We start from the raw sequence: 24,479 nt of genomic DNA on the forward strand, positions 1-24,479 counted from the left end.
CGTCACTGGGGTGCGGTGTCGGTCAGCAGGTCGAAGGCCAGACCGCTGGAGCGCCCGCCGCGGCCGGTGTCCCGCCGCACGGTGAGCCAGACGATCACCTGGCCGGTCCGGGTGCGGGTGCGGTTGTACGCGGCGGTCAGGCGGGTGCCCGTGACAGGGACCTCCTCCTCGTTGATGAAGTACGAGTTCCCGGCGTCGAACCCCTCGCGGAGCAGGGCGGTCCTGGCCGGTACGGGACTGCCGTCCACCTCGCTGGGCATCGTGGCGCGCTGCAGTTGCACGCTGCGGTTGTCGCCGGGGACGTGGACCGGGATGAACGGGATCCAGTGCTCCGGGACCGAGCTCATCACCCGGTACGCGAGCGCCGCCCGAGAGTCGTCGAGCCGGGTCGTCGGGCGCGGCCGGCGGCGGCGGAAGGCGAGGGTCTCGGCGGCGGCCTCCGCGCCGGGGCGCGGGTCGCCGGTGGGCATGCGGACGGTCTGCTCGATGCCCCACACCATGTTGGCGTTCTCGTCCCGGGCCAGCTGGACCTCCTCCAGCGCCGGGCCGTCGGCCACCTTCGGCGTTCCTGGCGGCAGCAGGAGGCCGGGCGCGTCGCCGTGGACGTACATCGACCATTGCTGCCAGTCGTGTTCGGCGCCCGCGCCGGCGGGGGTGATCCAGCGGCGGGCGCCGAACACATCGGTCACCGCGAGCCCCTGTATCGCCGCGAACGTGCCGGTCGGCACGTCGCACGGCAGGATGTACCAGTCGTTGCTGTAGACCAGCGCGAACTCGAGAAAGATCAGCCGGGCCAGGTCGGTGCTGTCGGGGGTGACGGCGGCGAAGTTCGTACGGCCGTCCTCGACCGCCCACCAGCGCGGCAGCGGCATGCCGGTGAACCGGGCGGGTGTGGGGAACACGGTGCGGTTCAGCGCGGCCGGAGTGGCACCGGCGCCGCCGAGCGTGTCGTCGTGGGCCGTCGAGAACGCGTGCCAGTCCAGCTCGCCGCCCGGGTATTCGGGCGCGGACAGCACCGTCTCGCCGCCGGGGCCGGCCGCGGCGACCGAGAAGCGGTGCTCCAGCCGTCGCGGGTCCCAGGGGCTGGTCGCGCCCGGCTGGTCGATGAGCTGGTCGAACCAGGCGATCAGGCGGGGGCCGAGGGCGTTGAGCGCGTCGCGGTCCTGCCGCCGCAGCCCGGTGATCCCGTCGGCGGCCGTTCCGCCGCCCTTGACATGCTGGTAGAGCAGGTAGCCGTCCATCCGGCGGCCGGCCACCGCCTGCGTGCCCGCCCAGACCTCCGGGTGGGCCACGCGCTGGGCGTCGGCCTCGGCGTCCGGGTCGGGGAGGGTGATGGGGTAGCGGGCGACGTACTGTTCGGCGACCTCGCGGTTGTGCTGGAGCGAGGCCCGCGCCACGAGCTTCAGCCAGCGGCGGCCCAGCGACAGCCGCAGGTCGAACGAGATCGGCTCGGTTCCGAACGTGAACGGCAGCGGCCGCCTCTCCGCCACCGTCTCCAGGGGACGCCCGGCGGGTAGCGCGCCCGGCGGGCTCACCGGGTCGGTGTCGGGGCGGAAGCGGGTCAGCGGGCTGGCCACGACCGAGTACGTGGCCGTCACCGGCGAGCCGCCGTCGGTGGCGCGGAACTCGCCGAGCTGCCACTGCCGCGCCAGCAGCCACAGCGGGTCACGGACCTCGGCACGCAGCGCCCTGCCGAAGTCGGTGGTACGGGGGCGCCCCTCCAGGCGGTTCCACAGGCCCACCGTCGGGAAGTCGCGATGGGCCAGCGCCGCGGGGAGGTCGGCGATACGGGGCTCACTCATGGTCGGCCTTCCATCGTGCGTTGGCGACGGCGAGATCGGTGCTGATGGTGATGGGCTGGCGGGTCGCGGACAGGAGGGTCGCGGGCAGCAGCTGGGCGTACCCGGTGCCGTCGAGCTGCGCGGGCTCCACCAGCCGCGTACGCGCCAGGTCGAACGTCTCGGTGACCGCCGCGACGAGGTCCTCGGCCCGCCACGACCCGGTGGTCACGGGCGGCACGACCAGCAGCATGCTCTGCGGCGGCTCGGAGTCGGGGCTGTCGGCGTGCACGGCGATGCCGGTCGTCTCCCGGTCGGTGGGCAGCACCTCGGTCCACTCGTCGAACAGCAGGCCGCTGGCGGGCCCGGACCCGTCGGGCGGGTCGTCGGCGTAGTGCGCGGTGAACAGCAGCCGGTCCTGGTCGATGGTGGCGCCCGACGCGAGCTCCATGGCCAGCCAGTGGTCGCCGTTCACGAGCGGCAACTGGATCGGCCGCAGCCGCGGCTCCCGGTCCTCGATGTCCTCGAGGTCTTCGTTCCTGAGCGCGTCGCTGAGCAGCGTCACCCGCTCCCACAGCCGCGGCATCTCCCGTACGCGGGCCAGGCCGTGCAGCCAGTCGTCGACGGGGAAGTCCCGGGAGATCGGCGCCCGGGTGAGGTGCCTGACCAGGTCGTCGCTGTCGTCGAACGCGTCGTGCAGGTCGTCGCCGAGATCCTTCGGCAGCGTGTACTCCGGCACGACCAGCGCGTCCGGGCCGAGCAGCGCCCGCAGCGCCTCGATGGTCGCCTTCGCGCGGTCGGGCGCGGTGACGGCGTTGTCGGCGCTGGTCAGCGCGGCGGTGGCGGCGGCCAGGCGGGCGGTGATCTCCTCGCGCAGCGCCCGCGTCCTGGACAGCAGCTCCGCGCCGAACGCGACGACCTTGTCCAGCACCGGGGTCAGCTCCAGCCCGGCCGGGTCGAGTCCGGTCAGTGGCAGCAGGTCGCCGACCTGCTCCAGCAGCTCGCTCAGCTTCGTACGGTCGGTCCTGGCGACGTCCTCCAGATCGTCCTGGCGCCGGGCGAAGATGTCGCGCTGGCGCCCGATGGCGTCGCGGAACCGGTCGGGCCGGTCCGGCGGGTCGGGGTCAGGCGCGGTCGTGAGCAGCGGCTCCACCTCGTGCAACCTGCGAAAACGCTCGTCGTCCGGGGTGCGCCGGGGCAGCGCGTCGTAGGCGGCGAGCAGCGCGTCGGCCTTGGCGAGCGTGCGTCCCATCCTGGCCGCCGTCACGGCCGCGGCCGCCAGCACCTCGGAGAACACCCCGCGCCGCCAGGCGGTCACCTCGCCCCAGCCGCTGCGCACCATGCCGAACCCGGCCGCGGTGGTGACCAGCCGGGCGTAGCGGGTCAGCAGCGTGTCGATGTCCTCCACGATGTCGTCGCGCCGCGGCTGCGCGGGGGCGGGCGGGTACAGCCGGACGAGGTCGCCCAGCAGGTCGTCCACGTCGTCGCCGAGGTCGTCGAGCGACTCGCGGACCGCGACCGGGCGCTGCTTGGGCACCGACACGGCGTCGTCCAGCGTACGGTCGAGTGTGACGGGGCCGGAGGCGGGCACCAGGTCGGTCGGCTTGAGCGGCCGGCCCGTGGTCAGCAGCGTGCGCAGCGCGGTGATCAGCGGCGACAGCTCGAAGAAGGTGACCTTGCCGTCGACGCGGTCGGTGTAGCGGATGGTGAGCTCGGCGTCCGGGCGCGGGTCATCCCTTTTCACGACGACGCCGATGATCCGGTCGTCCAGGTCGGTCATCGCCGCCTGGTCGGTCGGCCGTACCGTCCACAGCAGGTCGATCGGCGCGAGGTCGACGTCGTCCTGGGTGACCACGCTCTCGTGGGCGTGGCCGTTGACCGGGTCGGTCCAGGTGACGCGCGCGGCGACGGATTCATCTCGCGGCAGCAGGCTCGGCAGCCAGTCGTCCACGGCCGGTTCCGCCTGCGCGCGGGGGGTGTCGTCGTTGCCGGGGTGCAGTCCGGCCTTCAGCCGCAGCCCGAACCGGTGGGTGAGCGTGGTGCCGCTGCGCGGCGACCTGACCACCTCGGGCTCGGGCGGCAGCCCTTCCTTGGCGTAGGCGTCGAGGGTCGCGGAGGCGCGCTCGGGGTTGCCGCCCAGCGCCTGGTGCGTGGCCTCGGCGACCGCGAGGTCGGCGACCGCGTCGTTGGCGGCCAGCAGCCGCTCGGCCTCCTCGCTGATCGCGTTGGTCTGATCGGCGTCCGCCTCCGGCAGACCTTTCAGCCCGAAGGGGTACGTACGCGACGCGCCGCTCCTGGTCAGATGGCGGGCCAGGGCCAGGCCGTCGATCACGTTGCGCGCCTCGACCTGCCCGATCTCGTCGGGCTTGTCCTGATCTGCGGCCACGGACTGCGGGATCTTGCCCGAGCGCAGTGGGAAGGCCAGCCTGAGCCCCGCGATGAACTTGTCCACCTCGGTCCCGTGGCCGCTGCGGTCGTGCAGGCCGCGCTCGAAGCGGTAGCCCAGCATCGCGCCGAGCGACTGGCCGCGCCGCATCCCGTCGAGGATCGACAGCGCGAGCCTGACCCGGTCCGCGCCGAGGTTGACCGCGAAGGGGCCCGGGTTCTGCCGGTCGGCGTTGGCGACGTACCCGGCTCGCAGGACGGCCGCCGTACGGGCGTGGCCGGGCGACGGCGCGTGCACGAAGCCCTCGTTCTCCGGGTCGTGCAGCAGCGGCTGGGCTCCGGCGAACACCGTCGCCAGCGGGCCGGTCAGAGAGACGGGTTCCAGCCGGTCGATGGCCTGCGGCCGGACGTTCTCCAGGTAGCCGTACGCCCCCAGGTGCAGGCCGGGCCGTACGGTGCCGTCGGGCGCGAACCGCAGTTCGGCGAGCCGTTCGGTGGCCAGGCCCAGCCGCCACGCGTCCAGCCGGTAGGTGGCCAGGTCGAGGTGCTCGGCCAGCAGCCGTTCCAGGCGGGCGGTCGGCAAGGTGGCCAGGACGTCCAGCGCGCGGGCCTGGTCGGCGAGCGCCGCCGTCGGGCCCGGCTGGTCCGGCGCCTGCTTGCTCAGCGCCGACGGGATGAAGTTGACCAGCAGCTGATCGGGGCTGCCCGTGACCAGCGGGGCGGGCGAGTACAGCAGCCGGAAGCGGCTCTCGCTGGTGGCGTCCTCGCCGGGTCCGGGCAGGTGCACGTGGATGAACGGCGGGTCGACCGGCGGCCCGGCGGACTGGCCGGCCGCGGCCGTGAGCGCGCGGGCCGCCTCGTCCCAGCCGAGCAGGATCGCGTGCCGCAGCAGCAGGTACAGCAGCGTCGCCGGGCGCCGGCCCTCGGCGAAGCCCGACTCCAGCCGGATCCCGTTCAGGTTGGTACGCGTCAGCGCGGCCAGCCAGGTCAGATAGTCGCGCCCGTCGGTGGTGTAGGGCCGGATGTGGGCGCTCTCCGACAGCGGCCGGTCGTCCACCAGCGGCGCCAGCATCGGCTGGTGGAAGTCGGCGAACAGCCGCCGCAGCAGGTCAGGGTCCCGGCCGGGGCCGGTGTCCGCGCCGAACCGGCTGAGCAGGGCGCGCACCGGGGCGGCCAGCCCGAGCTGCTCCACCGTGGACACGACGGTGCCGCCGAGCCCGGCGAGGTTCTCCCGGTTGAACAGGTCCTCGAGGCTCTGCGCGTAGCGCTGGTGGTACTCGGTCGACGTCGGGTGCAGCGCGACCAGGTCGAGCAGTTGCTGGTGCGCGTCGCTCGCGCCGTCGCCCAGGTGCGGCACCTGGGCGGCGGCAGCGGCCCAATCCTTGCCCGCCTCGGTCAGGACCCGGTTGAGTGCCCGCCGGTGCCCCGCGGAGTCCGGGAAGGCCAGCCGGGAGAACGCGGTGGTGGGCAGGATCCCGTACGGCTGCCGCCCGATCTTCACCACGGGCAGCGGGCCACGGCCGGAGACGTACTTCTGGAAGAAGTCGCGAGTCTTGGCGACGGCGTCCGGGCCGAGCAGCGGGTGCAGCGTCGTCTGCAGGAAGGAGCCCCACGTCGCCGGCCACAGCGCGGTGTTGGCCGCGCGGGCGTCGCGCTGGTCCGTTCCGTCCGCGTTCGGCATGCCGGACAGGACGCCGGAGTCGATGCCGAGCAGGTCGGTGAGCTGCCTGCCGTCCGTCCTCGTCGTCCAGTCCTGCGCCGCCGCGGCGGCGATCCCGCTGGAGGAGCGCAGCGCGGCGGCGGCCTCGTCCTCCTCGTCCTGACCGGCCGGCCGGACCTCGGAGTTGTTGGTCGGCGTGCCCTGCGGCAGCAGGGCGAACCCGTCCGGGCCGCGCAGATGGCGCTTGATCAGCTCGGTGAGGTCGGCGGCCGTCTGCGTGGGCGCCGCCTGCTCGCGCAGGCCCAGCACGACGAGCCGTTCCACCCCGCCGCGGATCTCGTCGGTGAGCGGGATCCGCACGCCCATGCCGACGGCCACGGCCCGGTCGAAGTCGACGAGCCAGCGCAGCGCGTCCGGCACGTGCAGGACGCCGGTCTGCTCGTTGACGGAGATCTGGTCGCCGGAGCCCGGGTCCGGGCTCACCGCGAGCGTGGCCGGCACCGTGGCGCCGGTCACCGACACCACCTGGCGAGTGCCGTTGAAAGCGAGTACCTGGAACCGGTCGGGCAGCAGACCGGCCTTGGCGCCCTGCGTCCAGGCGTCCGTCGCCGTCGTGCCGAGAGCGGGCGGCTTCAGCACCAGGAACGCGACGAGCACGTTGTCGGTCGGGCTCGTCAGCGCGCCGTCCAGCCCGAACGGCCGGTTGGCGCGGATGGTGTTCGCCCTGGCGGTTCCGACTGAGGCGAGCAGCGCGGCGTCGGCCTGGCGCAACCGCAGCCGGTCGCCGTGCGCCCGCCACACCGCGCTCCAATAGACGATCGACGGCTGCCGGTTGTTGGCGGCCGGAGCCGCGGCGGACCGGATGACCAGCACCACGGCGTCGTCGCCCGCCCCGGTGGGCTCTTCGGCCGGGTTCTCCGGGGTACGGCCGCGCAGCAGCCACGCCGCGCGGCCCGCCGGTATCCGGGTGGCCAGCTCCTGCCAGGCGGCCTGAAGCCGCGCGGCCCGGCCGCCGGCCGCCCAGCGGGCCGTCCAGTACGCGTCGATCGCGGTGATCTCGGCGTCGGTGGGCTTGGACTCGAACTTGTCCACGGCCCACTCGTCCGGAAAGACCCGGACCAGCAGTTCCGTGGCGGTGAAGCGGGTCTCGACCCGCACCGGCGCGAGCAGAACCGGGAACGCGTCGCTGAGCGCGGTCATCGGGGCACCATTTCCTGAGCGTGAACGGCGACCATGACGGGCACCTGAAGGAGGATGTAGGCAAGGTCGGCCGAGCCCAGCCCGCTGGACCACAGCGGCAGGTTCTCGTCCTCGCCGTGCTGGTCGAGCTTGCCCGCGTCGTCGGATCCGTCCAGCCCGGCGAGCGGCACGGTGACGGCGGGGTCGAGCGTGAGGAACCCGTGTCCGGCGGGGTCGACGTCGCTCCAGGTCAGGTCGTTCCAGACCTCGATGGGCCCGGCGGGCGCGCCGGGGTCCCGGTCGTCCAGGCCGAAGCGGGGGTCGCCCGGACGTTCCTTCAGCACGAAGAACCAGCCGGGGTCGTCGGGACCGCCGATCGCCTGGTCGGCGGTGAGGCCGAACCCGATCAGATAGATGTCCGGGTCCACGGTGGCCTCGAAGCGGGGAAGCTGGATCTGCTCGGTCGTCGGCTGACCGGTGATCGTGACCAGGCGGCGCTGCTGCGACTTGTCGGGCAGGCCGTCAGGTCCGGGCGGCCATTCGGCCCGGTGCGCGTAGATGGCGGTGGTCGGGTACTTCTTGAGCAGTTCGCCCCTGACGACCAGGACGATCCCGTCGTGCGGGTTGGAGTTCTCCCCGAGCCTGGCCGTCAGCGGCCAGCGGTGCATCGGCGGGATGTCGTAGTCGCGCTCCCGGCGGTCCGCGGGCGACACCCCGGGCTCCGGCAGGGCGGTGACGGCGTCCCAGAACTGGCGGAACGGGGTGCCGCGCTGGTCCGTCGGGAACTCCCGCCACAGCATCTCGCGGGCCATCTCGTGGTTGAGCCCCGCCATGTACGACTCGATGAACTCGTGGTTGTTGTCCAGAAGCGTCAACGTGTTCTGCGGCAGCAGGTTCAGGTTCGGTACGAACGCGTCGATCCCCAAGCCGAGCAGCGCCCGGAACATCGGCAGGTCGAACACCGGGTACGCCATGGCCTCGGTGAACGCCTCCGCGAACGGCCGCAGGCGCTCCGGCAGACTGACGGAGCCGTCCAGCAGCGCGCGCGGCACGGTCGTGTCGGAACGCAGGCCGGTGAGCGTGGCCGTCGTGGTGGTGCCCAGGTCGAGCGGGACCGGCTGCGGGGTCTGACCGACCGCCACCCCGGCGTCGATCGCCTGGTGCAGCTCGCGCAGCGCGCTCTTGAACCGGGTCGCCTCGGCGCTGTCGGCGGTGCTGGCGTGCGGGGTGACGGGGTCGCCGGGCGAGCGCAGCACGAAGTCGGGGCTGTGCGCGAGGACGTCCACGGGGTCCGCGCCGGGCGGCCGGTCGGGGTGGAGCACGGCGTTGACGTCGGCCGGGGTGACCAGCGCGCCGGGAGTGATCTTGACGGGCACGGCGACGACCGGGTTGACCGCGTCGTCCATGCGGAACAGCAGGGCGTCCGGCCGTGGGCCCTCGGCGAAGTCCAGCGAGCGGATCAGCCGCGAGCCGGGGCGGATGATCCGCCGCATGGCGGGCGAGACGGGCGCGGCGGCGACCCGGCTTCCGGCCACGTGGAACCCGACGGCGACCTCACTGTCCTGCCCGGCCACCAGCGAGTTCGCGGCGCTGACGGGGGTGGTGACCCGGGAGTGGGCCGGGGCGGTGAGGGTGAGCGCGCGTCCCGAAGGCGCGGCGGCCGCCGCGGTCCGCGCCGTGCCCGCCGGCAGTTCGAGGTGGCGGGTCTGGAGCGCGTGGCCGACCTCGCGGGCCAGTTGGGCGGCCCGGATCCGGCCGTTGGCCGCCAGCACGTCGCCGACCTGCGCCCAGGCGGCCGCCATCAGCTCCTCGTCGTGGTCCCTCACCACCTGCGCGCCGAGGTTGGCGGCGACGCGGAAGCGCGGGTCCAGGTTCAACCGGTGCACCCAGTTGTGGTTGTCCTGCGTGGACACCGGTGTGCCGTCCCGGTCGTACAGCAGGCGCGAGGTGCGCGCGTGCCACCGGCCGTACAGCGGCGGCGTGAGGAACGGGTCCGGTCCCGACGTCGGCTGCTGGAAGTCGTCGGCCCGGTTGATGAGGCGGGCCAGTTCCTGCTCGAACGGGTGCGGGTAGAGCGGGGACGGCGACGGCGGGTCGGCGAAGTGGTCCCAGTTCTCCCTGGGATCGACGCTCTCCGGCACGCGCAACGCGCCGCCGAGCGGCAGCACGCCGCCCTGCTCGGGGATGCCGGGCAGGTCGAAGCCGGGGCCGTCGTGCACGTCGATCTCCCGCACGCCCACCCGGGCGTCGGCTCGGCGGGGACGCAACTGGCGTACGAGGAACTCGAAGTCTCCGGCCGTACCGGTGCGGAACGCCCAGCGGTGGTAGTACGGCATGCGGTTGCCGACCGGGCGGTTGGCGTAGGGCGGGCCCCAGCTCGAGTACAGCGCGCCCGGCGCTCCGGCCGGGTCGAAGCCGAGTCCGGCCAGCCGCCCGGTCTCGAAGGCCGGCACCAGGAACGCCTCGTAGGCGGTCTCGGGCCGCAGGTGGCGCGGGCAGATCAGCCGCGAGCAGGCGCTGTCCGGGTCGGTGGTCAGCACCGTGTCCAGGGCGGCCAGCGGGCCGGCCGTGCTGTCGGTGACGACCGGGCCGGCGAGCGAGCCGTTCACGTGGACGTGCGCCCAGGCGCCGAGCTGGTCGGCGGGCGGCATCGTATGGACCGGGTCGATGATGTCGATGGCGGGCAGCGGGTCTGTGCCGGGGGCGTCGGCGAACTCGGTGCCGGCAGCCAGCACCACCAGGGCGAGCCACGGGGTGAGGCGCGCGATCGACGGGCCGGACGGCGCGGGGCTGTAGCGCCAGGCGAAGTCCTCCTCCACGAACTCGATGTGGGCGAGGAAGTTCGGCTCCACGTTGGCGGTGCCCGGCCGCGGCTCGGTCCGCGTGATCGCCCGCGGGTCCACGCCGACCACGTCGCCCGGCCCGTACAACTGCACGGAACGCCCGGCGTCGTGGGTGATCGTGCCACCGTCGAGCCCCTCACCGGAGACGTTGAGCGGGATCTGGACGCTGGCCCGCGCGGCCGTGCCCGGGTCCGCCGTGATCCGGGTGTTGATCCCGGCACGCAACCACGGCAGGAAGGTGTAGGCGTTGGCGGTCACGAGGTCTCCCCGAACACCTCGGAGGTCGCGGTCAGCTCGACGGCGGCCGGGCCGGCGGCGGCCAGCCCGGAACGGGCGACGCCGCCCGCGACCAGCACCCTGTCGTCGGCCAGCACGACGGCCGCGAACGACCACCGGCCCGTCACCAGGCCCGGCACGGACGCCCACGCGTCACCGGTGACGTCGTAGGCCAGCACGCTGCGGAAGCCGGACTCGTCGCGGTCGCCCGACGCGCCGCCCGCCACCATGACCTGGCCGCCGGGCAGCAGGACGGCGCGGTGCAGCGCGCGCCCTGAGGGCATCGCGCTCACCTCGGTCCACTTGCCGGTGTCCAGGTCGAACACCTCGGCCGTGCGCCGGCTGAACGGGTCGTACGGCGCGGTGCCCGGCGAGCCCGGCGCGGTGCCGCCGGTGATGAGCACGCTGGTGTCCGACAGCCGGACCGCGCGGTGGTGCCTGCGGGCGCTGATCAGGCTGCCGGTGGGCGTCCACTTGTCGCGTGCCTGGTCGTAGAGCTCGCAGAACGCCAGCGCCGGGTCGTCGGGGGCGCCGACCGGCGCGGTGCCGCCCGCGACCAGGACCATTCCGCCGTGCAGCGGTACGGCCGTGTGGGCGGTGCGCGCGTCGCTCATGGAACCCGCGGAGCGCCACTTGTCCTTGCCGGGGTCGAACCGCTCGGCCGAGCGCAGCGCGACCGTGCCGCCCGAGGGGCGCGAGGCGCTGCCGCCGGCGACCAGGACGCTGCCGTCGTCCAGCAGCGTCGCGCTGTGTCCCCAGCGGGGGGTGATGAGGCCGCCGGTCGGGGTCCAGTGCCCCGTCGCCGGGTTGTACAGCTCGGCGGAGCCCTGTTCCGTGCCGCCGTTCAGGCCACCGACGGCCAGGACGCGGCCGTCGGCCAGGCGGGTGAGCGAGTGCAGGCGCCGGGGCGTGCCCATCGGGTCGGCCCGCTCCCAGGTGTCGTGGTCGGCGCCCTGCTTCTTGCCGAACAGGGCCGCGTCGGCGAGCGAGCCGCCTGCCGCGTCGGCGCCGCCGGCCACCAGCACGGTGTCGTCGGCGAGCAGCACAGGCCCGTCGTGCTGGCCGTGCCAGACGGCCGGGGTGGGCAGGTCGCCTGCGGTTTTCCAGGTTCCGGCGGGTGGCTCGGTGGCTTTGGGCATGATGGTCATTCCTTCGTTGGTCATGGGATCAGCACCTCGCCGGTGCCTGTGGGGTCGGTGCCGGCCACGCCCGCGGCGGCCAGCACCCGGTCGTCGGGCAGTTCAGCGACGACGTGGGCGCTACGGCCCAGGAGCAGGCCGCCCAGCGTGCGCCAAGTGCCGGACCCGGGGTCGTAGGAGATGACGGACCGGAAGCCGGCGCTCCGCTCGGGCGTGCCGGTGCCGCCCGTCACCAGCACCTCGCCGGAGCGCAGCAGGATCGCGCGGTGGCCGGAGCGGCCGCCGTCCGGCATCGGCCGCGCCGGGCTCCAGACCTCGCTGACCGGGTCGTACAGCTCGGCGCTCGCGAGGCTGTGCGGGTCCAGCGTGCCGTCGGCGGCCACGACCGGGTCGCCGCCGGTCACCAGCACCCGGTGGTCGGTGAGCAGGACGGCCTGGTGCCCGGCCCGCGCCGTGTCGAGGCTGCCGGTGGTGCTCCACGCCCCGCTGACCGGGTCGAACACCTCGCAGTAGGCCAGCGGCTCGGCGCGGCCCGCGCCGGTGGGCAGCAGGCCGCCGGTGACCAGGACCCGGCCGTCGTCCAGCAGGACCGCCTGGTGGCCGGTGCGGGCGCTGCTCAGCGTTCCCGTGGTGGTCCACGTGGCGCTCGCCGGGTCGTACAGTTCGGCGGAGGCGAGAGCGCCGTCCTCCTGCCCGTCCCGCGCGCCGCTGCCGCCGGCCACCAGCACCCGGCCGTCGCCCAGCACCGTGGCCGAGTGCCCGTGGCGGGCGACGGCCATGCCGGCGGCCGGGGTCCACCGGCCCGCGGCCGAGTCGAAGAGCTCGGCGGAGGCGAGCGGCGCGTGCCCGCTCCCCTGCCCGCCTGTGACGAGCACGCGGCCGTCTTGCAGGCGCGTGGTGGCGTGCCGCCTGCGCGCGGCCCCGAGCGCGGGCCCGGTGGCCCACGAGTCGCCCGCCGGGTCGAACAACTGGGTGACCGGTACGGGCGAGCCGTCGGGGGCGGTGCCCCCGGCGATCAGGACGCGGCCGTTCTGCAGCGGCAAGAGATCCACCTCGGACACCGGTGCGGGCAGCACGCCCGCGGGCGACCAGGTGCCGGGCACACCCGGCGTGACGGCCGCCTCGGCCGCCGGAATCACGTGCAGCTGCCCTGCCAGATTCGGGTCGAGCGTCACGAATCCGGCGAGCGCGTCCTCGGCCGTCGCACGGCTGCGGAACGTCGAGGGCACCCGGCGCGTGGTCGTGCCCGGCCGGCTCGGCGGGAAGGCCTGGCGGTTGCTCTTCACGTACGCGACCACGAAGCGCTGCTCGTCGATCCGCACGGTGTCCTCGGCCAGGAACGGCTGCCGCTGCCTGGCCTGCCTGGCCGACAGCCCCGAACGGCTGGTGCTCGAACCGCGCAGCAGCTCGTCGAACACCGGCTCGCTGACGCTGTGGAAGCGCTGCACAGGCGCGCCGGCCGCGGCCGCGAGCGCGACCCCTGCCGGTTGCGCGGCGGCGCTGTCGATCAGGTGCAGTTCAAAGCGGACCGCGCGGCGCACGACCCGGGCGGTCGCGAGATCGCCCTGGTCGGAGGTGAGTTCCAGCCCGGCGTCCTGCGTCTCGAACGAGGGCCGCGACAGCTTGGCCGCGTCGGACATCTTCTGGAACTGGGCCATCGCGAACTTCTCGCCGGTGACCGACTTCTCGACGAATCCGCCGTTCCGCGGTGTGGTGAGGCTGAAGCGCCGCCCGTCGGTGATCGGCTGCCCGCCGATCTGGTCCACCCGGACGCCCAGCGGCAGCGCCCGCTGCCGCACGACGAGCGTGCCGAGCGGGTGCAGCACCAGGTCCTCACCCGCCGGGAGGCTGCGCAGGGAGACCAGCGTACGGACGCCGCCGCCCGGCAGCCGGGTCTCCCAGCTCTCGTTCTTGGCGATCTCCGAGACCAGCAGCGGCAGCCCGAGAACCGTCGGCACGAACAGCGCCAGCTCCTCGCCGAAGGAGAAGTCGAAGTCGGCGGAGATGGAGAAGAACAGGAAGCCGATCGAGCCGCGCCCGTGCACCCGCCACGGGGCCGGGCCCTCCAGCGTGAGGTCCAGGCTGAGGCTGAACACGCCGACGCCGAACGCCTTGAGTGAGACGTGCCCCGAGCTGTGCGCCTTGTAGCGGAACGGGTCGCGGTTGATCAGCCCGTCGAGGGTGAGATGGCCCTCGACCCCGAACGAGCTGAACCCCAGCCGCACCTCGACACCGCCGCCGAACTGCACGGTGTTGGGGGTGAGCGCGAAGTAGCCAGTCACCCGGATGAGCTGCTTGCCCCGGTTGAGCAGGTCCACCGCGAGCCGGCTGGGCGTGGGGAACGGCAGCGGCGGCGGGTGGAACCCCGGGTGGAAGCCGCCGATGGTCACGATCAGCTCGCGGTCGCCGCTCCAGGCCACCAGCAGGCCCATCCCGCCCTCGACGGTCATCCCCACGATGCGCGACTCGACGAGCTTGGCGAAGAACCACAGCCGTCCCTTGTCCCGCTCCAGCGCGCCGAGGAACTGGGCCTGCAGGAGCAGCAGCGGGTCCTCGGGAGAGGGCAGCGCGGCCCGTACGACGCCGAGGATCGCGATGTTGCCCGGCACCTCGATGATCAGGCCGACCGAGGCGGTGATGAGGGGCGGAGTGCCCCACCCGATCTTGGCCATCGGGCCGATGAGGAACGTTCCCTGCTGGGCGGGGAAGAACCGGCCGAGGTCGGACAGGATCCGCGGCGCGTTCGCGACCACGTCCTTCGGGAAGGCGACCGACTCGATCGCCCCGGTCCGCACGCCCTCGATCAGCGCCCGCAGGTCCATCCTCCGGTTGAGTCCCAGGAGCCCGCCGACGGCCAGCAGCGTGAATCCGGCGCCGAGCTGGATGCCGGAGGGGAACTCCGCGGTGAGCACGATGAGCAGCGAGAAGCCCGGTGAGCCGTCCGGCTGGCGGGTGGTGATGAGCCCGATGCCCTTGACCGCGATGAGGTCGACGATCTCCAGTTCCAGCGCGCCGGCGTACTCGCCGCGGCCGGGGTCGAAGGACAGGAACCCGCCGCCGGACACGCCGTTCGCGTTGATCTTCAGCCCGACTCCGGTGGGCGGCTTGAAGCCGACGTCGAGATCGAGGGCGCCGTCCTTCCGCGACAGCTTGATCACCGCGCCCATCCTGTCGGCCACGGCCGCGATCGGGCCGAGCTGGGCGCCGACCGTGCCTGACGCCTCCAGGGCGACCCCGTCGTCGGTCAAGCGCAGGCCGAGGTGCAGCGAGCGGATCTCCACCGGGCCGACCTGGAGGTCGACAGGGATGTCGGCCTCGACCCCGCCCGTGCCGCGGAAGCGCAGCCCGGTCGCGCTCGACCAGGACAGTCCCACGTCGGCGTCGAGCTGGATGGAGCCGAACGGCAGGATAGACGCGAGGAAGCCGTCCGCGTCCGCCAGGTTCAGCACGATCTTGCCGCCCTCGACGGCGGCCTCCAGCACCAGCTCGCCCTCGGCGCGGCCGGCGGCGGCGTTCCAGTCGAGGTCCGCCCCGCCCGTGATGCGCAGGGAGCGCGCCTCGACGCGGGAGCCGCCCGCGGTGCCGAGGATGACCAGCGGTGGGCCGCCGGCGGCGGGCGGCGCCTGGACGCCGAACCGCACCGAGCCGCGCACCTCTCCGGACGGCGGCACGACCCGCAGGTCGGCGGGCGGCAGCAGCTCGACGGCCGCCCCCGCCTCCATCGCCGCGTCGGCCGTCGCGACCAGCGCCACGGAGTCGTTGACCGGCACGATGAGCTCGAGATGGTCCTTGGCGTCGAGCCGCAACGTGGCCGCCACGCCGGGGATCTGGTCATCGGTCCTGCCGATGTCCACGCCGGCGACCCGCAGGAACGGCGGCGGCCCCGGCTGCGGGAAGGCGAAGTGCGACACCGTGGTCAGGAAGATCGACAGGCGCTGGAGCAGCAGGTCCCAGTCGAAGTCCGGGCCGCCCCAGCGGTAGAGCTCGGTCAGGGTGGCGACGGGGTCGCGCAGGAAGCCGCTCAGCCGGTCCAGGCGCAGCACCCGGCGCACATGCGTGGGCGCCGCGGGGGTCGCCGCGATCGGCGTCGACTCCAGGACGCCGATCAGCTCCAGCACGTTCGCCACGATCGGCTTGCGGTCCTGGAGGTAGGTGATCAGCGCGAAGCCGAACAGCCGCTCCGGCAGCTCACCGGCGAACGCCTCCACCTCGGCCCGGTTCGGCCCGGCCGCCGCCGCGGCCGCCCGGATCGCGCCGGCCACCACGCCGACCGCGTCGGCCACGGTCGTGACCAGCTTGCTGATCGCGGCCACGCTCTCCGCGATCCGGTCCACGTCCTCGGCCTCGATCGCCGCGGCCAGGTCGGACAGCGAGCGCGGCAGTCCGCTCAGCGCCGTGGCGGCGCCGTCCACGGCGTCGCGCACGGGTTGCGCGGCCAGCACGACGCCGGGCGCCGGCAGGCCGATCTCGGCGAACAGCAGCGGGATCTCGTCACCGCGCAGCCGCTGCTCCAAAGGGGCGAACGCCTTGCCCACCTCGAGCATCAGGGATTCGACGGACAATGCCATCGCGGGATACCTCCGGTCTAGATCACGCCGCCGGATATGACCAGCGCGTAACCCTGGGTTTCAAGATTCACGTAGGGGCGGAGCCGGATCATCCATGGACCGATGACGGGACTCGGCAGGACGACCATCTGAACGTTGTTGGTGATGTCGGGCGGAACGGGCGGGCTGGTCTTGCGCTGCCGGGAGAAGCCGCTGGGCACGTCGAAGTCGTTGCCCGAGTAGAGGTTTCCTGCCGGGTCCTCGACCTCGAACCTGATCGCCTGCACGGTGGGGGTGGTCTGGCCCTCGGACGGCGGCCGGTTCACCCACACGAAGGTGATCTTCAACGGCTCTCTCGCGTCATGGACGTTGAAGCGGTACGTACGGGTCTCGGCCAGGCGCAGACCGGCTCGGCTCGGGATATCGATCGCGATCATCGAGCGGGCGCCGTTCTCGAAGAACAGGGTCTGGTCGAGCTGGATGAGCCCCCAGCCCTCGGTGTCGGTCGGGTAGCCGGGATGACCTTTCATGTCGACGGTCGCGTTCAGCAGCACCGCCCTGATCAGCGCTCCTGACGGGCTGGGGTTGCGGTTGCCCTCCACCGGCCGGCCCTTGGGGTAGAAGCCCTGGTTGAAGTACTGGCGTACGAGGGCGGCCGCGGCCGAGACGTTCGGCGTCGCGAAGCTCGTGCTGCACCGGGGCTGGACCTCGGTGTCGCTGTACAGGCCCGTGGACGGCGTCGGCGGCAGGACGGAAGTCCTGATGCCGCAGCCGACGGCCATCACCTCCGGCTTGCGGCGGCCGTCGAACGAGGGCCCGTCCACGCCGCTGCCCCGCGACATCTGGTCGGGGAAGGCCTTGGCCGCCGCGACGCAGAGCGCGTTGAACGCGACGCTGGGCGAGGCGTTCTTCGGGCTCACCCCCGTGTTCTCGCCGGCGGCGATCACCACCTGTTCCTCGCGGGCCAGGCAGAAGGCGTCCAGGTCCCGGGCGACGACGTCGTAGCGGATATTGGTGCTCCAGCTGATGTTGTGGACGGTCGCCCCGGCGCCCCTCCCGTCCTCCAGCAGCTCCTGCAGGCTGCGCGGGCGGCGGTTCCCGTCCGGAGACGTCTTGTCCGGCGGGGCGAGGATCAGGTTGGCGTCGTGGCCGACGATCTTCGCGGCCCAGGCGCCGCCTCTGTCCTGGTGGTTGCCGGAGTTGCCCAGTTCGTCACCGGCCGCGATGCCGGCGACCTTCATGAAGTGGCCTTGGGGCGTGGCCCCTCTCGGGTTGAACAGCTCGCGGATCTTGCGATGGCCGGGGCCGGGCCTGTTCGGGGCCGCGTCGGCGAAGAAGCGGTGGTTGAGGTCGAGCGTGCCCCGCTCGATGACCTGGATCACCTGGTCCTCGCCGTGCAGGTCGTGCGCCCAGATCGTGCCGCGGGCCGGGTCGCCGGACTGGGTCGTCTGGGCGGAGGGCACGTCCGCGTCGACGATCGTCGGCACCGGTTCGATCCACGTGACGTCCTCCAGCGCCGCGACCTGGGCGAGCTTGACCGCGTCGGCCAGCGTGAGCCGCAGGCGCAGCCGCCCGCCGAACGCCCGGCCGTCGACGGTGGCGATGTCGCGCGCGCCGATCGTCGTCAGCGCGGCCGTGACGGCGTCGGCGTCGGAGTCGTCGAACAGCACGGCCACCAGGTCGAGCGGCCCGGTTGCCGGGATGTCCGGGGAGAGCTTGGACGCCTGTGGCAGCGGGGCCACGGCCCGGACCAGGAAGTCCGCGCGCACCCGGTCGGCCGTCGCCGCGTCCAGCCGTTCCAGGTAGGCCAGATTCGGGATGAACCGGTCCAGTCGCAGCCCGAACGCCGCCTTGAGCCGGGCGATGTCCGGCCCGCTCAGCAACGCCGCGAACTGCACGACCGTCGCCTTCGGCCCGGCCGCCGCGCTCTTTTGTACGAGCTCCACGGGGTCGAACGGCTCAGGCCCCACCAGAAGCCGGAAGTCCTGTCGCTCACTCCTCATCGCACACCCCCCGTGATCACCAGCGCGAAGCCCTGCGGCGCCCGTGTGAGCACGGGGCGCAGCCGGATCGTCCAGGGGCCGGGAGCGGGGTTGTTCACGACGACCATCTGGACGTTGTTCGCGATGTCGGGCGGCGCTTTCGGGGGCGCCGCCAGCTTCCGGGAGACCCCGTTGGGCACGTCGAAGTCGTTGCCCATGTAGAAGCCCCCGGCGGGGTCCTCCACCTCGAACCGGATGGGGTCCGGGGTGAACGGCGCCACCTCGGTCATCGCCTTGCTCGTCCAGACGAGGGTGATCTTCAGCTGCTCGCCCGCGTTGTCGACGGTGAAGCCGTACGAGCGGGTCGCGGACGTCGCCATGGAGGCGGCGCTCCTGACGTCGTGCACGATCAGCTTGCGCGTGCCGTTCTCGAAGAACAGGGCCCGGTCGAGCTGGATGATTCCCCAGCCCTCGATGTCGCTCGGGTAACCGGGGTGGCCGGTCATGTCGACGGTCGCGTTCAGCAGCACCGCCTTGATCAGCGCGCCTGACGGCTGCTTGACGATCTTGTCCTGCTCGGGCTTGCCGTTCGGGTAGAAGCCCTGCGTGAAGTACTGGCGTACGAGGGCGGCCGCGGCCGAGGCGTTCGGCGTCGCGAAACTGGTGCCGCACGTCTGGACGGCGGTGTCGCAGTACACGCCCTGGGGCGGCGCGGGTGGCAGGACGGAGGTCCTGATGCCGCAGCCGACGGCCATCAGGTCCGGCTTGCGGCGGCTGTCGAACGAGGGCCCGTCCACGCCGCTGCCCCGCGTCAGGTGGCCGGGGTGGGCCCTGGCCGCCGCGACGCAGATCGCGTTGAGCGCGATGCCGGGTGGCATGTTCCTCGAGTTCGGCCGCGTGTTCGGCCCGCCGGCCACCACCACCTGCTCCTCGCGGGCGAAACAGAACGCGTCCACGTCCCGGGCCGTGGACTCATAGCGCACGGTGAGGGCGTTGACCCAGCTGAAGTTGTGGACGGTCGCGCCGACGCCCCTCCCGTCCTCCAGGAACTGGTGGACGCTGCGGTGATTCGGGCCCAGGTCGCGCAGCGCGGCGCTGTCGTTGGCGACGATCTTCGCGGCCCAGGCGCCGCCGCGGTCCTGGTGCTGGCCGGAGTTGCCCAGCTCGTCACCGGCGGCGATGCCCGCGACCTTCATGAAGTGGCTGTCGGGCGCGGTGTTCGCCCTTTTGAACTGCGCGCGCACCTTGCGATGGCCCGGGCCCGGCCTGTTCGGGGCGGCGTCGGCGAAGAAGCAGTGGTTGAGGTCGAGCGTTCCCTCTTCGATGATCTGGATCACCTGGTCCTCGCCGTGCAGGTGCCGATCCCACACGGTGCCCCGGGCCGGGTCGCCGGACTGGATCACCTGGGCGGACGGCACGTCCTGGTTCTCGACCGCGGGCGCCGGTTCGAGCCACGTGACGTCCTCCAGCGCCGTGACCTGGGCGACCTTGGTCACGTCGTCGAGCCCGAAGACCAGGCGCAGCCTGCCGCCGAACTCGCGGGCGTCGCTCGCCGCGACGTCGTGCGCGCCGATCGCCGTCAGGCTCGCCGTGACGGCCGCGGCGTCCGAATCGTCGAACAACACCGCCGTCAGAGCGAGCGGACCGGTCGCCGGGATGTCGGGCGAGAGCTTGGACGCCTGCGGGAACGGGGTCACAGCCCGGATGAGGAAATCCGCGCGCACCCGGTCGGCCGTCGCCGCGTCCAGCAGTTCCAGGTAGGCCAGATTCGGGACGAACCGGTCCAGCCGCAGCCCGTACGCCGCCTTGAGCCGGGCGACGTCCGGCCCGCTCAGCGACGCCGTGAACTGCACGACCGTCGCCTGCGGCCCGGCCGCCGCGCTCGCCTGCACGAGCTCCACGGGACTCTCCTGTGCGAGCTCCACGGGATCGAACGGCTCCGGCCCCACCATCAGCCGGAAGTCGGGGCGCCGGGCCGTCATAGCTCGTCCACGGCGACGTCACCGGAGACCACGAGCGCGTAGCGCTGTTTCTCCTGGTGCCCGGACTGGCGCAGCCGGATCCTCCAGGTCCCTGGAGTGGGCTGATTCACGATGACCATCTGGACGTTGTTGATCGCGTCCGGCGGGCTGGCCGGGGCCGTCGCCAGCTTCCGCGAGACCCCGTTGATCCCGTCGAGGTCGTTGCCCATGTAGAAGTTTCCTTGGGAGTCCTCCACCTCGAACCTGATGGCGTCCACCCGGGGATGCGGCAGGTTCTGCTCGGACGGTGGCCGGTTGACCCACACCAGGGTGATCTTCAGCGGCTCCGTGTCGCCGTTGACGAAGAACTGGGACGTACGCGTCTCGCCCATCCGCAGGCCGGCGCTCTTCGGGACGTCCTTGACGATCAACCCCCGGCGGCTGGTGTCCTTGAAGAACAGCGTCCGGTCGAGCTGGATGATCCCCCAGCCTGTGATGTCGTTCGGGTAGCCGGGATGATCGGTCATGCGGACGGTCGAGTTGAGCAGCACCGCCTTGATCAGCGCTCCTGACGGCTGCTTGATGACCTTGTCCTTCCGCGGTTCCCCGGCAGGGTAGAAGCCCCTCTGGAAGTACTGGCGCACCAGCGCGGCCGCAGCCGAGGTGTTCGCCGTCGCGGCGCTGCAGCCGCACGCGATCACTTCCACGTCGCAGAACGGGCCTTTGGGAGAGGGCGTAGGGATCGCCGCGGTGGTGATGCCGCAGCCGACCGCCATGAGGTCCGGCTTACGGCGGCCGTCGGGCGTCGGCCCGTCCACCCCGTTGCCCCGCGACATGTGGTCGGGAAAGGCTTTCGTGGCCGCGACGCAGAGCGTGTTGAACGCGATCCCGGGCGGCAGGTTCTCCGTCCCCTGCTCCCGGTTCTGGCCGGCCGCGACCAGCAACTGGTCCTCGTGCTCGAAGCTGAACTTGTCCGCGTCCTGGGCGAGCACGTCGTAGGCCGCCACCTTGCCGATGCCCCAGCTCAGGTTGTGGATGCTCGCGCCTTCTTTTCTCGACGCGTTCAGCAGGGTCTCGAGGCTGAAGACCGCGAAACCCGTATTGATCTTCTCTCGCTTCAGGTCCCCGAGGCTGCGGGTGACGAGCTTGGCGGCCCACGCGCCGCCACGGTTCGGGTGATTGCCGGAGAAGCCGAGCTGGTCACCGGCGATGATGCCGGCCATCTGCATGAAGTGCCGGCCGACGACGCCTTCGTTGAACGCCCGGACCACCTTGCGATGGTCCGGACCGGGCTTGTTCGGCGGGTTGTCGGCGAAGAAGCAGTGGTCCAGGTCGACGCCGCCCTGGTCGATCATCCCGATCACCTGCTCCTCGCCGTGCAGGTTGTGGATCCAGACCGGGCCGCTGGACGGGTCGCCCGACTGGAGCACCCGTGCCGACCCGGCGTCCATGAGGGTGAACTCGGGCTCGGGCTCGATCCAGATGACGTCGTCGATCGCGGCGGCCTGGGCGACCCTGGACGGGTCGTCGAGCGTGAGGTGCAACCGCAGCCGCCCGCCGCTCTCCCGGTCATCGGCCGTCGCCATGTCCCGCGCGCCGAGCGCGGTCAGACTCGCCGTGACGGCGACGGAGTCCGAGTCCTCGAACAACACCATCGTCAGGTCGAGCGGCCCCGTGGCGGGGATCGTGGGCGACAGCTTCGACGCCTGCGGGAACGGGATGACCGCCCTGACCAGGAAGTCCGCGCGTACGCGGTCGGCGGTCGCGGTGTCCAGGCGTTCCAGGTAGGCCAGGTTCGGGATGAACTTGTCCAGGCGCAGGCCGTACGCCGCCTTGAGCCGGGCGATGTCGGGCTCGCTCAGCAACGCCGCGAACTGCACGACCGTCGCCCGCGCCGCAGGGGTCGCGGCGGGACGCTCGCGGTGGGACGACTCACTGGAGAGCGACTCACTGGAGGGCGGCTCTTGGCGGGCGGGTTCTCGGCGGGACACTTCCTGGTGGGACGGTTCCACTGCCGCAGGGTCGAACGGCTCCGGCGCCACCATCAGCCGGAAATCCCGCACCCCCGGGCCGGGCTCCCCCGTCATCGCTCATCCCGCTCTCCGGCCGCGGACTCGATCCGCGAGCCTCGGCCGGACCGGTCTTGGACACGGTCGATCACTGCATCCTCCTTGGAGTGGACGAGCCGGCGCCGACCACGCACCCCGGCGGTCGGCATGAACCCCCAGCGGGCTCCGCGATGGCATGTCCCCGAGGCAGAGCCGCCTTACCTAGAAAGGCGTTCCACCGCGTTCCATCGCGCTCGACTTCGCCGTCAGCGTCGACTTGACTGGAACGGCGTGGATGTACTGGTGGCTGAAGAACGGCGGCGGCCACCCAAGGGTCTTCACCAAGTGCGAGATCGACGAGCAGACCCCGTGAGGCCGCCCAGTCCAGTGTCTTCATGAACCGCGTCAGCGAGGGACCTGCGGAGATCGGCACAGTTCGCCATGGCGTCGGTAGGTGGCGGGTGGCCCCTCGCGGATGACGGCCGGATGTGAAGGAGAGCCGATATGGGCAACCTGTTCCGGACCTTACGCAGCAGCCTGGATGCCAATGCCCGGCGTGCGGTCGAGGTGTACACCCGCGAGCTCGCGGATTACCGCAGCCTGGCCGCTGAGGCTCGGGGGTCCGCCGCGATGCTGGACTTCGCGGTGATTCTGCGGCGCCGCACCATCGAGCTGGCCGCGGAGGACCAGGCGTTCACCGGGCAGGACCAGGCGTACATGGCCTCGGTCGGCGCGGCACGGGGCGAGGTGGGCGTCTCGCTGGCATCCCAGCGGCAGGTTCTGCTCCTGCACGCCAATCTCACGCTGCGCGAGATCCACGAGGCGGCGGGCCCCAACGACCTTGGCGACGTCATGCGCATCCTCGGGTGGATCGCCCACCATGGCCTTACCGCGCAGAACGCCTACACACGCGGATACCTCAAAGGTCAGGAGCGCTTCCTGCCCGTCGTGGCCAGGATCCAGATGCTCGCCCGGATGCTTCTCTGCGACGATCCCGCCGCGCCCCAGCTGGCCGGCGAACTCGACCTGCCGACGCAGGCCCACTACCTGGTGACGATCGCCCGGATCTCCGGCGGCCGGCACGACAACCTGCGGCGCGACGAGGTCGTCAAGACGTTGCTGAACCACCACCGCTTCCCGCTGACCTGGCACAAGCCGGATGAGTTCGCGGCGCTGGTGCCCTGCGGCGGCGATGACCCGATCGACGGGCAGGCGGCGGCGCGGTCCCAGGCGCTGTCCCTGATCCGCGACTTCGCCGAGCTGTCCGGGCCCTGTTCGGTCGGCGTGGCCCCGGGCCGGGCGCACGCACTGGCGGACCCGCTCTCGCTGGCCCGCAAGGTCTGCCAGGCGGCACCCGTGGAGAGCGTCCCCCGCCAGGTGTACAGCGTGGCCGACGTGTTCGCGGAGTTGGGGGCGGCCCAGATGCCGCAGGTCGACCAGTGGCTGCGCGAGCTGACCCGGCGGCTGGCGAGCGGTCCCGACCTGGTGGCCACGCTCGACGCCTACTACCGCAACGACATGAACCGGATGTCCACCGCGATAGCACTACGCGTGCACCCCCGTACTCTCGACTACCGGCTCAGACGGGTTCGGGAGTTGGTCGGAATCGAGCCCGGCTCAACCCGCGGCGTACGAGTGCTGAGCACCGCCGTCACCCGCATCCTTGCCGAGGCCTGGCGCGACCAGCCCTGACCTCCTTTCGCACCGCGAACGACTGCGCCTGGGCCCGTTCACGGTGTCAATTGGCCGGAGAGCCGCCGCTCGTCGACGCCGGGGCCCGCATCTCGGCGTCGAGGGCCGCCTGGGCGAGCCGCAGGATGGTCTGGTTCGCCCGCTTGGCCTCCTGGAGTGCGGTGGCGTTCTGGGCGATCATCCTCCGCTGGTAGGCGCTTTCGACGGAGAGCCAGACGCCCACCAGGTTGGTCCGTTTCTTGCAGGCGAGGTCGGTCCGGGCGGTCGCGAGCTCCTTCTCGGACGTTCCGTCACGGAAGGCCGGGTCGGCTATGGGGTCGAAAGGGTTGGCGTAGGAGTGGCCGGCGGCGCGCATGCAGGCCGACCACTCCTTGACGGCGGTCTGGACGCGGTGATCGGTGCGGGAGCGCTGGAAGCTGAGCATGGACAGGTGCTGGGGAAGCGAAGGATCGGCGCCCGCGGGAGCCATGGCGAGGGCCTTGCGCGTCTGCTCCTGGCAGCCGCCCGGCGGGGCCTTGTCACCGGTGCCGGTGATGACGGCAATGGTGGCGGGGTCCAGGTCGGGGGTCTCGGGCGGGTGCCGGGCCGGGTCGCGGGGGCCGAGGCCGTAGCCGTAGGAGGCGGCATCGGCCGCGTCGGTGAGGCCGTAGCGGCGTTCCATCCACGTTCGGGGGCCGACCAGGGGGCGGGGAGAGGAGGTGATGGGAAGGGTGCGGCCGTGGCGCCGCGCGCAGCGGATGAGGAGGACGCGGTAGGCGTTGGTCACGGTGAGGGCCTGGGTGGGGGAATGCTGATAGTCGTCCAGAGGCAGGCGAAGGGCGGCGCCGTCCGGGGTGGTGGTATCGCTCGGGAGGGCCTGGGCGCACGATGCGGTGAGGACTGTGGCGGCTGTCAGCAGGGCAGCGAGGTAGCGGCGCATGGTGTCTCCCAGAAAGGCGGGCGCGGGGGCCGGGCCCCCGGCCGCCGGGCCCGGGTCCGATTCAGTTGTT

At 72.6% G+C, this 24,479-nt stretch carries 10 protein-coding genes; 1 reads left to right on the top strand and 9 read right to left on the bottom strand.

Translation table 11 applies throughout. The features are described 5' to 3' along the window. Nucleotides 1-2 precede the first annotated feature (2 nt). The 8 genes from AB0J16_RS58975 to AB0J16_RS59010 are packed head-to-tail and all read right to left on the bottom strand — an operon-like array spanning nucleotide 3 to nucleotide 21,837. Nucleotides 3-1,802, bottom strand: a complete 1,800-nt coding sequence (locus AB0J16_RS58975) for a hypothetical protein (protein WP_358557984.1) — start codon at nucleotides 1,800-1,802, stop codon at nucleotides 3-5. Beyond that, nucleotides 1,795-7,023, bottom strand: a complete 5,229-nt coding sequence (locus AB0J16_RS58980) for a hypothetical protein (protein ID WP_358557987.1) — start codon at nucleotides 7,021-7,023, stop codon at nucleotides 1,795-1,797. Before AB0J16_RS58980 ends, AB0J16_RS58975 begins: the two co-directional genes overlap by 8 nt. Further along, nucleotides 7,020-10,103, bottom strand: a complete 3,084-nt coding sequence (locus tag AB0J16_RS58985; protein WP_358557990.1) for a hypothetical protein — start codon at nucleotides 10,101-10,103, stop codon at nucleotides 7,020-7,022. The genes AB0J16_RS58980 and AB0J16_RS58985 overlap by 4 nt, the downstream gene beginning before the upstream one ends. Continuing rightward, nucleotides 10,100-11,284 (bottom strand): kelch repeat-containing protein, encoded by a 1,185-nt coding sequence (locus AB0J16_RS58990; protein ID WP_358557993.1) that lies wholly within the window; start codon nucleotides 11,282-11,284, stop codon nucleotides 10,100-10,102. The genes AB0J16_RS58985 and AB0J16_RS58990 overlap by 4 nt, the downstream gene beginning before the upstream one ends. After that, entirely contained in the window at nucleotides 11,281-15,828 is a 4,548-nt protein-coding gene (locus tag AB0J16_RS58995) for a DUF6603 domain-containing protein (protein ID WP_358557996.1), read from the bottom strand. Before AB0J16_RS58995 ends, AB0J16_RS58990 begins: the two co-directional genes overlap by 4 nt. Before the next feature lie 17 nt (nucleotides 15,829-15,845). Continuing rightward, nucleotides 15,846-17,810: a S8 family serine peptidase gene (locus AB0J16_RS59000; RefSeq protein WP_358557999.1), complete on the bottom strand. Its 1,965-nt coding sequence runs from the start codon at nucleotides 17,808-17,810 to the stop codon at nucleotides 15,846-15,848. Beyond that, complete coding sequence (locus AB0J16_RS59005; protein ID WP_358558002.1) at nucleotides 17,807-19,771, bottom strand: S8 family serine peptidase; 1,965 nt, start codon at nucleotides 19,769-19,771, stop codon at nucleotides 17,807-17,809. The genes AB0J16_RS59000 and AB0J16_RS59005 overlap by 4 nt, the downstream gene beginning before the upstream one ends. Continuing rightward, complete coding sequence (locus tag AB0J16_RS59010; protein WP_358558005.1) at nucleotides 19,768-21,837, bottom strand: S8 family serine peptidase; 2,070 nt, start codon at nucleotides 21,835-21,837, stop codon at nucleotides 19,768-19,770. Before AB0J16_RS59010 ends, AB0J16_RS59005 begins: the two co-directional genes overlap by 4 nt. A gap of 465 nt (nucleotides 21,838-22,302) precedes the next feature. On the opposite strand from AB0J16_RS59010, the gene AB0J16_RS59015 reads away from it, so the two are divergent. Further along, complete coding sequence (locus tag AB0J16_RS59015; protein WP_358558008.1) at nucleotides 22,303-23,490, top strand: helix-turn-helix domain-containing protein; 1,188 nt, start codon at nucleotides 22,303-22,305, stop codon at nucleotides 23,488-23,490. Between the two features lie 46 nt (nucleotides 23,491-23,536). Here the strand turns inward: AB0J16_RS59015 and AB0J16_RS59020 are convergent. Next, nucleotides 23,537-24,479, bottom strand: a 943-nt coding sequence (locus tag AB0J16_RS59020) for a hypothetical protein (protein ID WP_358558010.1), incomplete at its 5' end; no start/stop codon positions are given.

The sequence above is a fragment of the Nonomuraea sp. NPDC049750 genome, from assembly GCF_040659625.1.
GTDB lineage: Bacteria > Actinomycetota > Actinomycetes > Streptosporangiales > Streptosporangiaceae > Nonomuraea.

What these genes read in the sequence shown, in the direction of transcription:
- AB0J16_RS58975 (WP_358557984.1), bottom strand. Translation starts at nt 1,802, where the DNA reads ATGAGTGAGCCCCGTATCGCCGACCTCCCCGCGGCGCTGGCCCATCGC.
- AB0J16_RS58980 (WP_358557987.1), bottom strand. Translation starts at nt 7,023, where the DNA reads ATGACCGCGCTCAGCGACGCGTTCCCGGTTCTGCTCGCGCCGGTGCGG.
- AB0J16_RS58990 (WP_358557993.1), bottom strand. Translation starts at nt 11,284, where the DNA reads ATGACCAACGAAGGAATGACCATCATGCCCAAAGCCACCGAGCCACCC.
- AB0J16_RS58995 (WP_358557996.1), bottom strand. Translation starts at nt 15,828, where the DNA reads ATGGCATTGTCCGTCGAATCCCTGATGCTCGAGGTGGGCAAGGCGTTC.
- AB0J16_RS59000 (WP_358557999.1), bottom strand. Translation starts at nt 17,810, where the DNA reads ATGAGGAGTGAGCGACAGGACTTCCGGCTTCTGGTGGGGCCTGAGCCG.
- AB0J16_RS59005 (WP_358558002.1), bottom strand. Translation starts at nt 19,771, where the DNA reads ATGACGGCCCGGCGCCCCGACTTCCGGCTGATGGTGGGGCCGGAGCCG.
- AB0J16_RS59010 (WP_358558005.1), bottom strand. Translation starts at nt 21,837, where the DNA reads ATGACGGGGGAGCCCGGCCCGGGGGTGCGGGATTTCCGGCTGATGGTG.
- AB0J16_RS59015 (WP_358558008.1), top strand. Translation starts at nt 22,303, where the DNA reads ATGGGCAACCTGTTCCGGACCTTACGCAGCAGCCTGGATGCCAATGCC.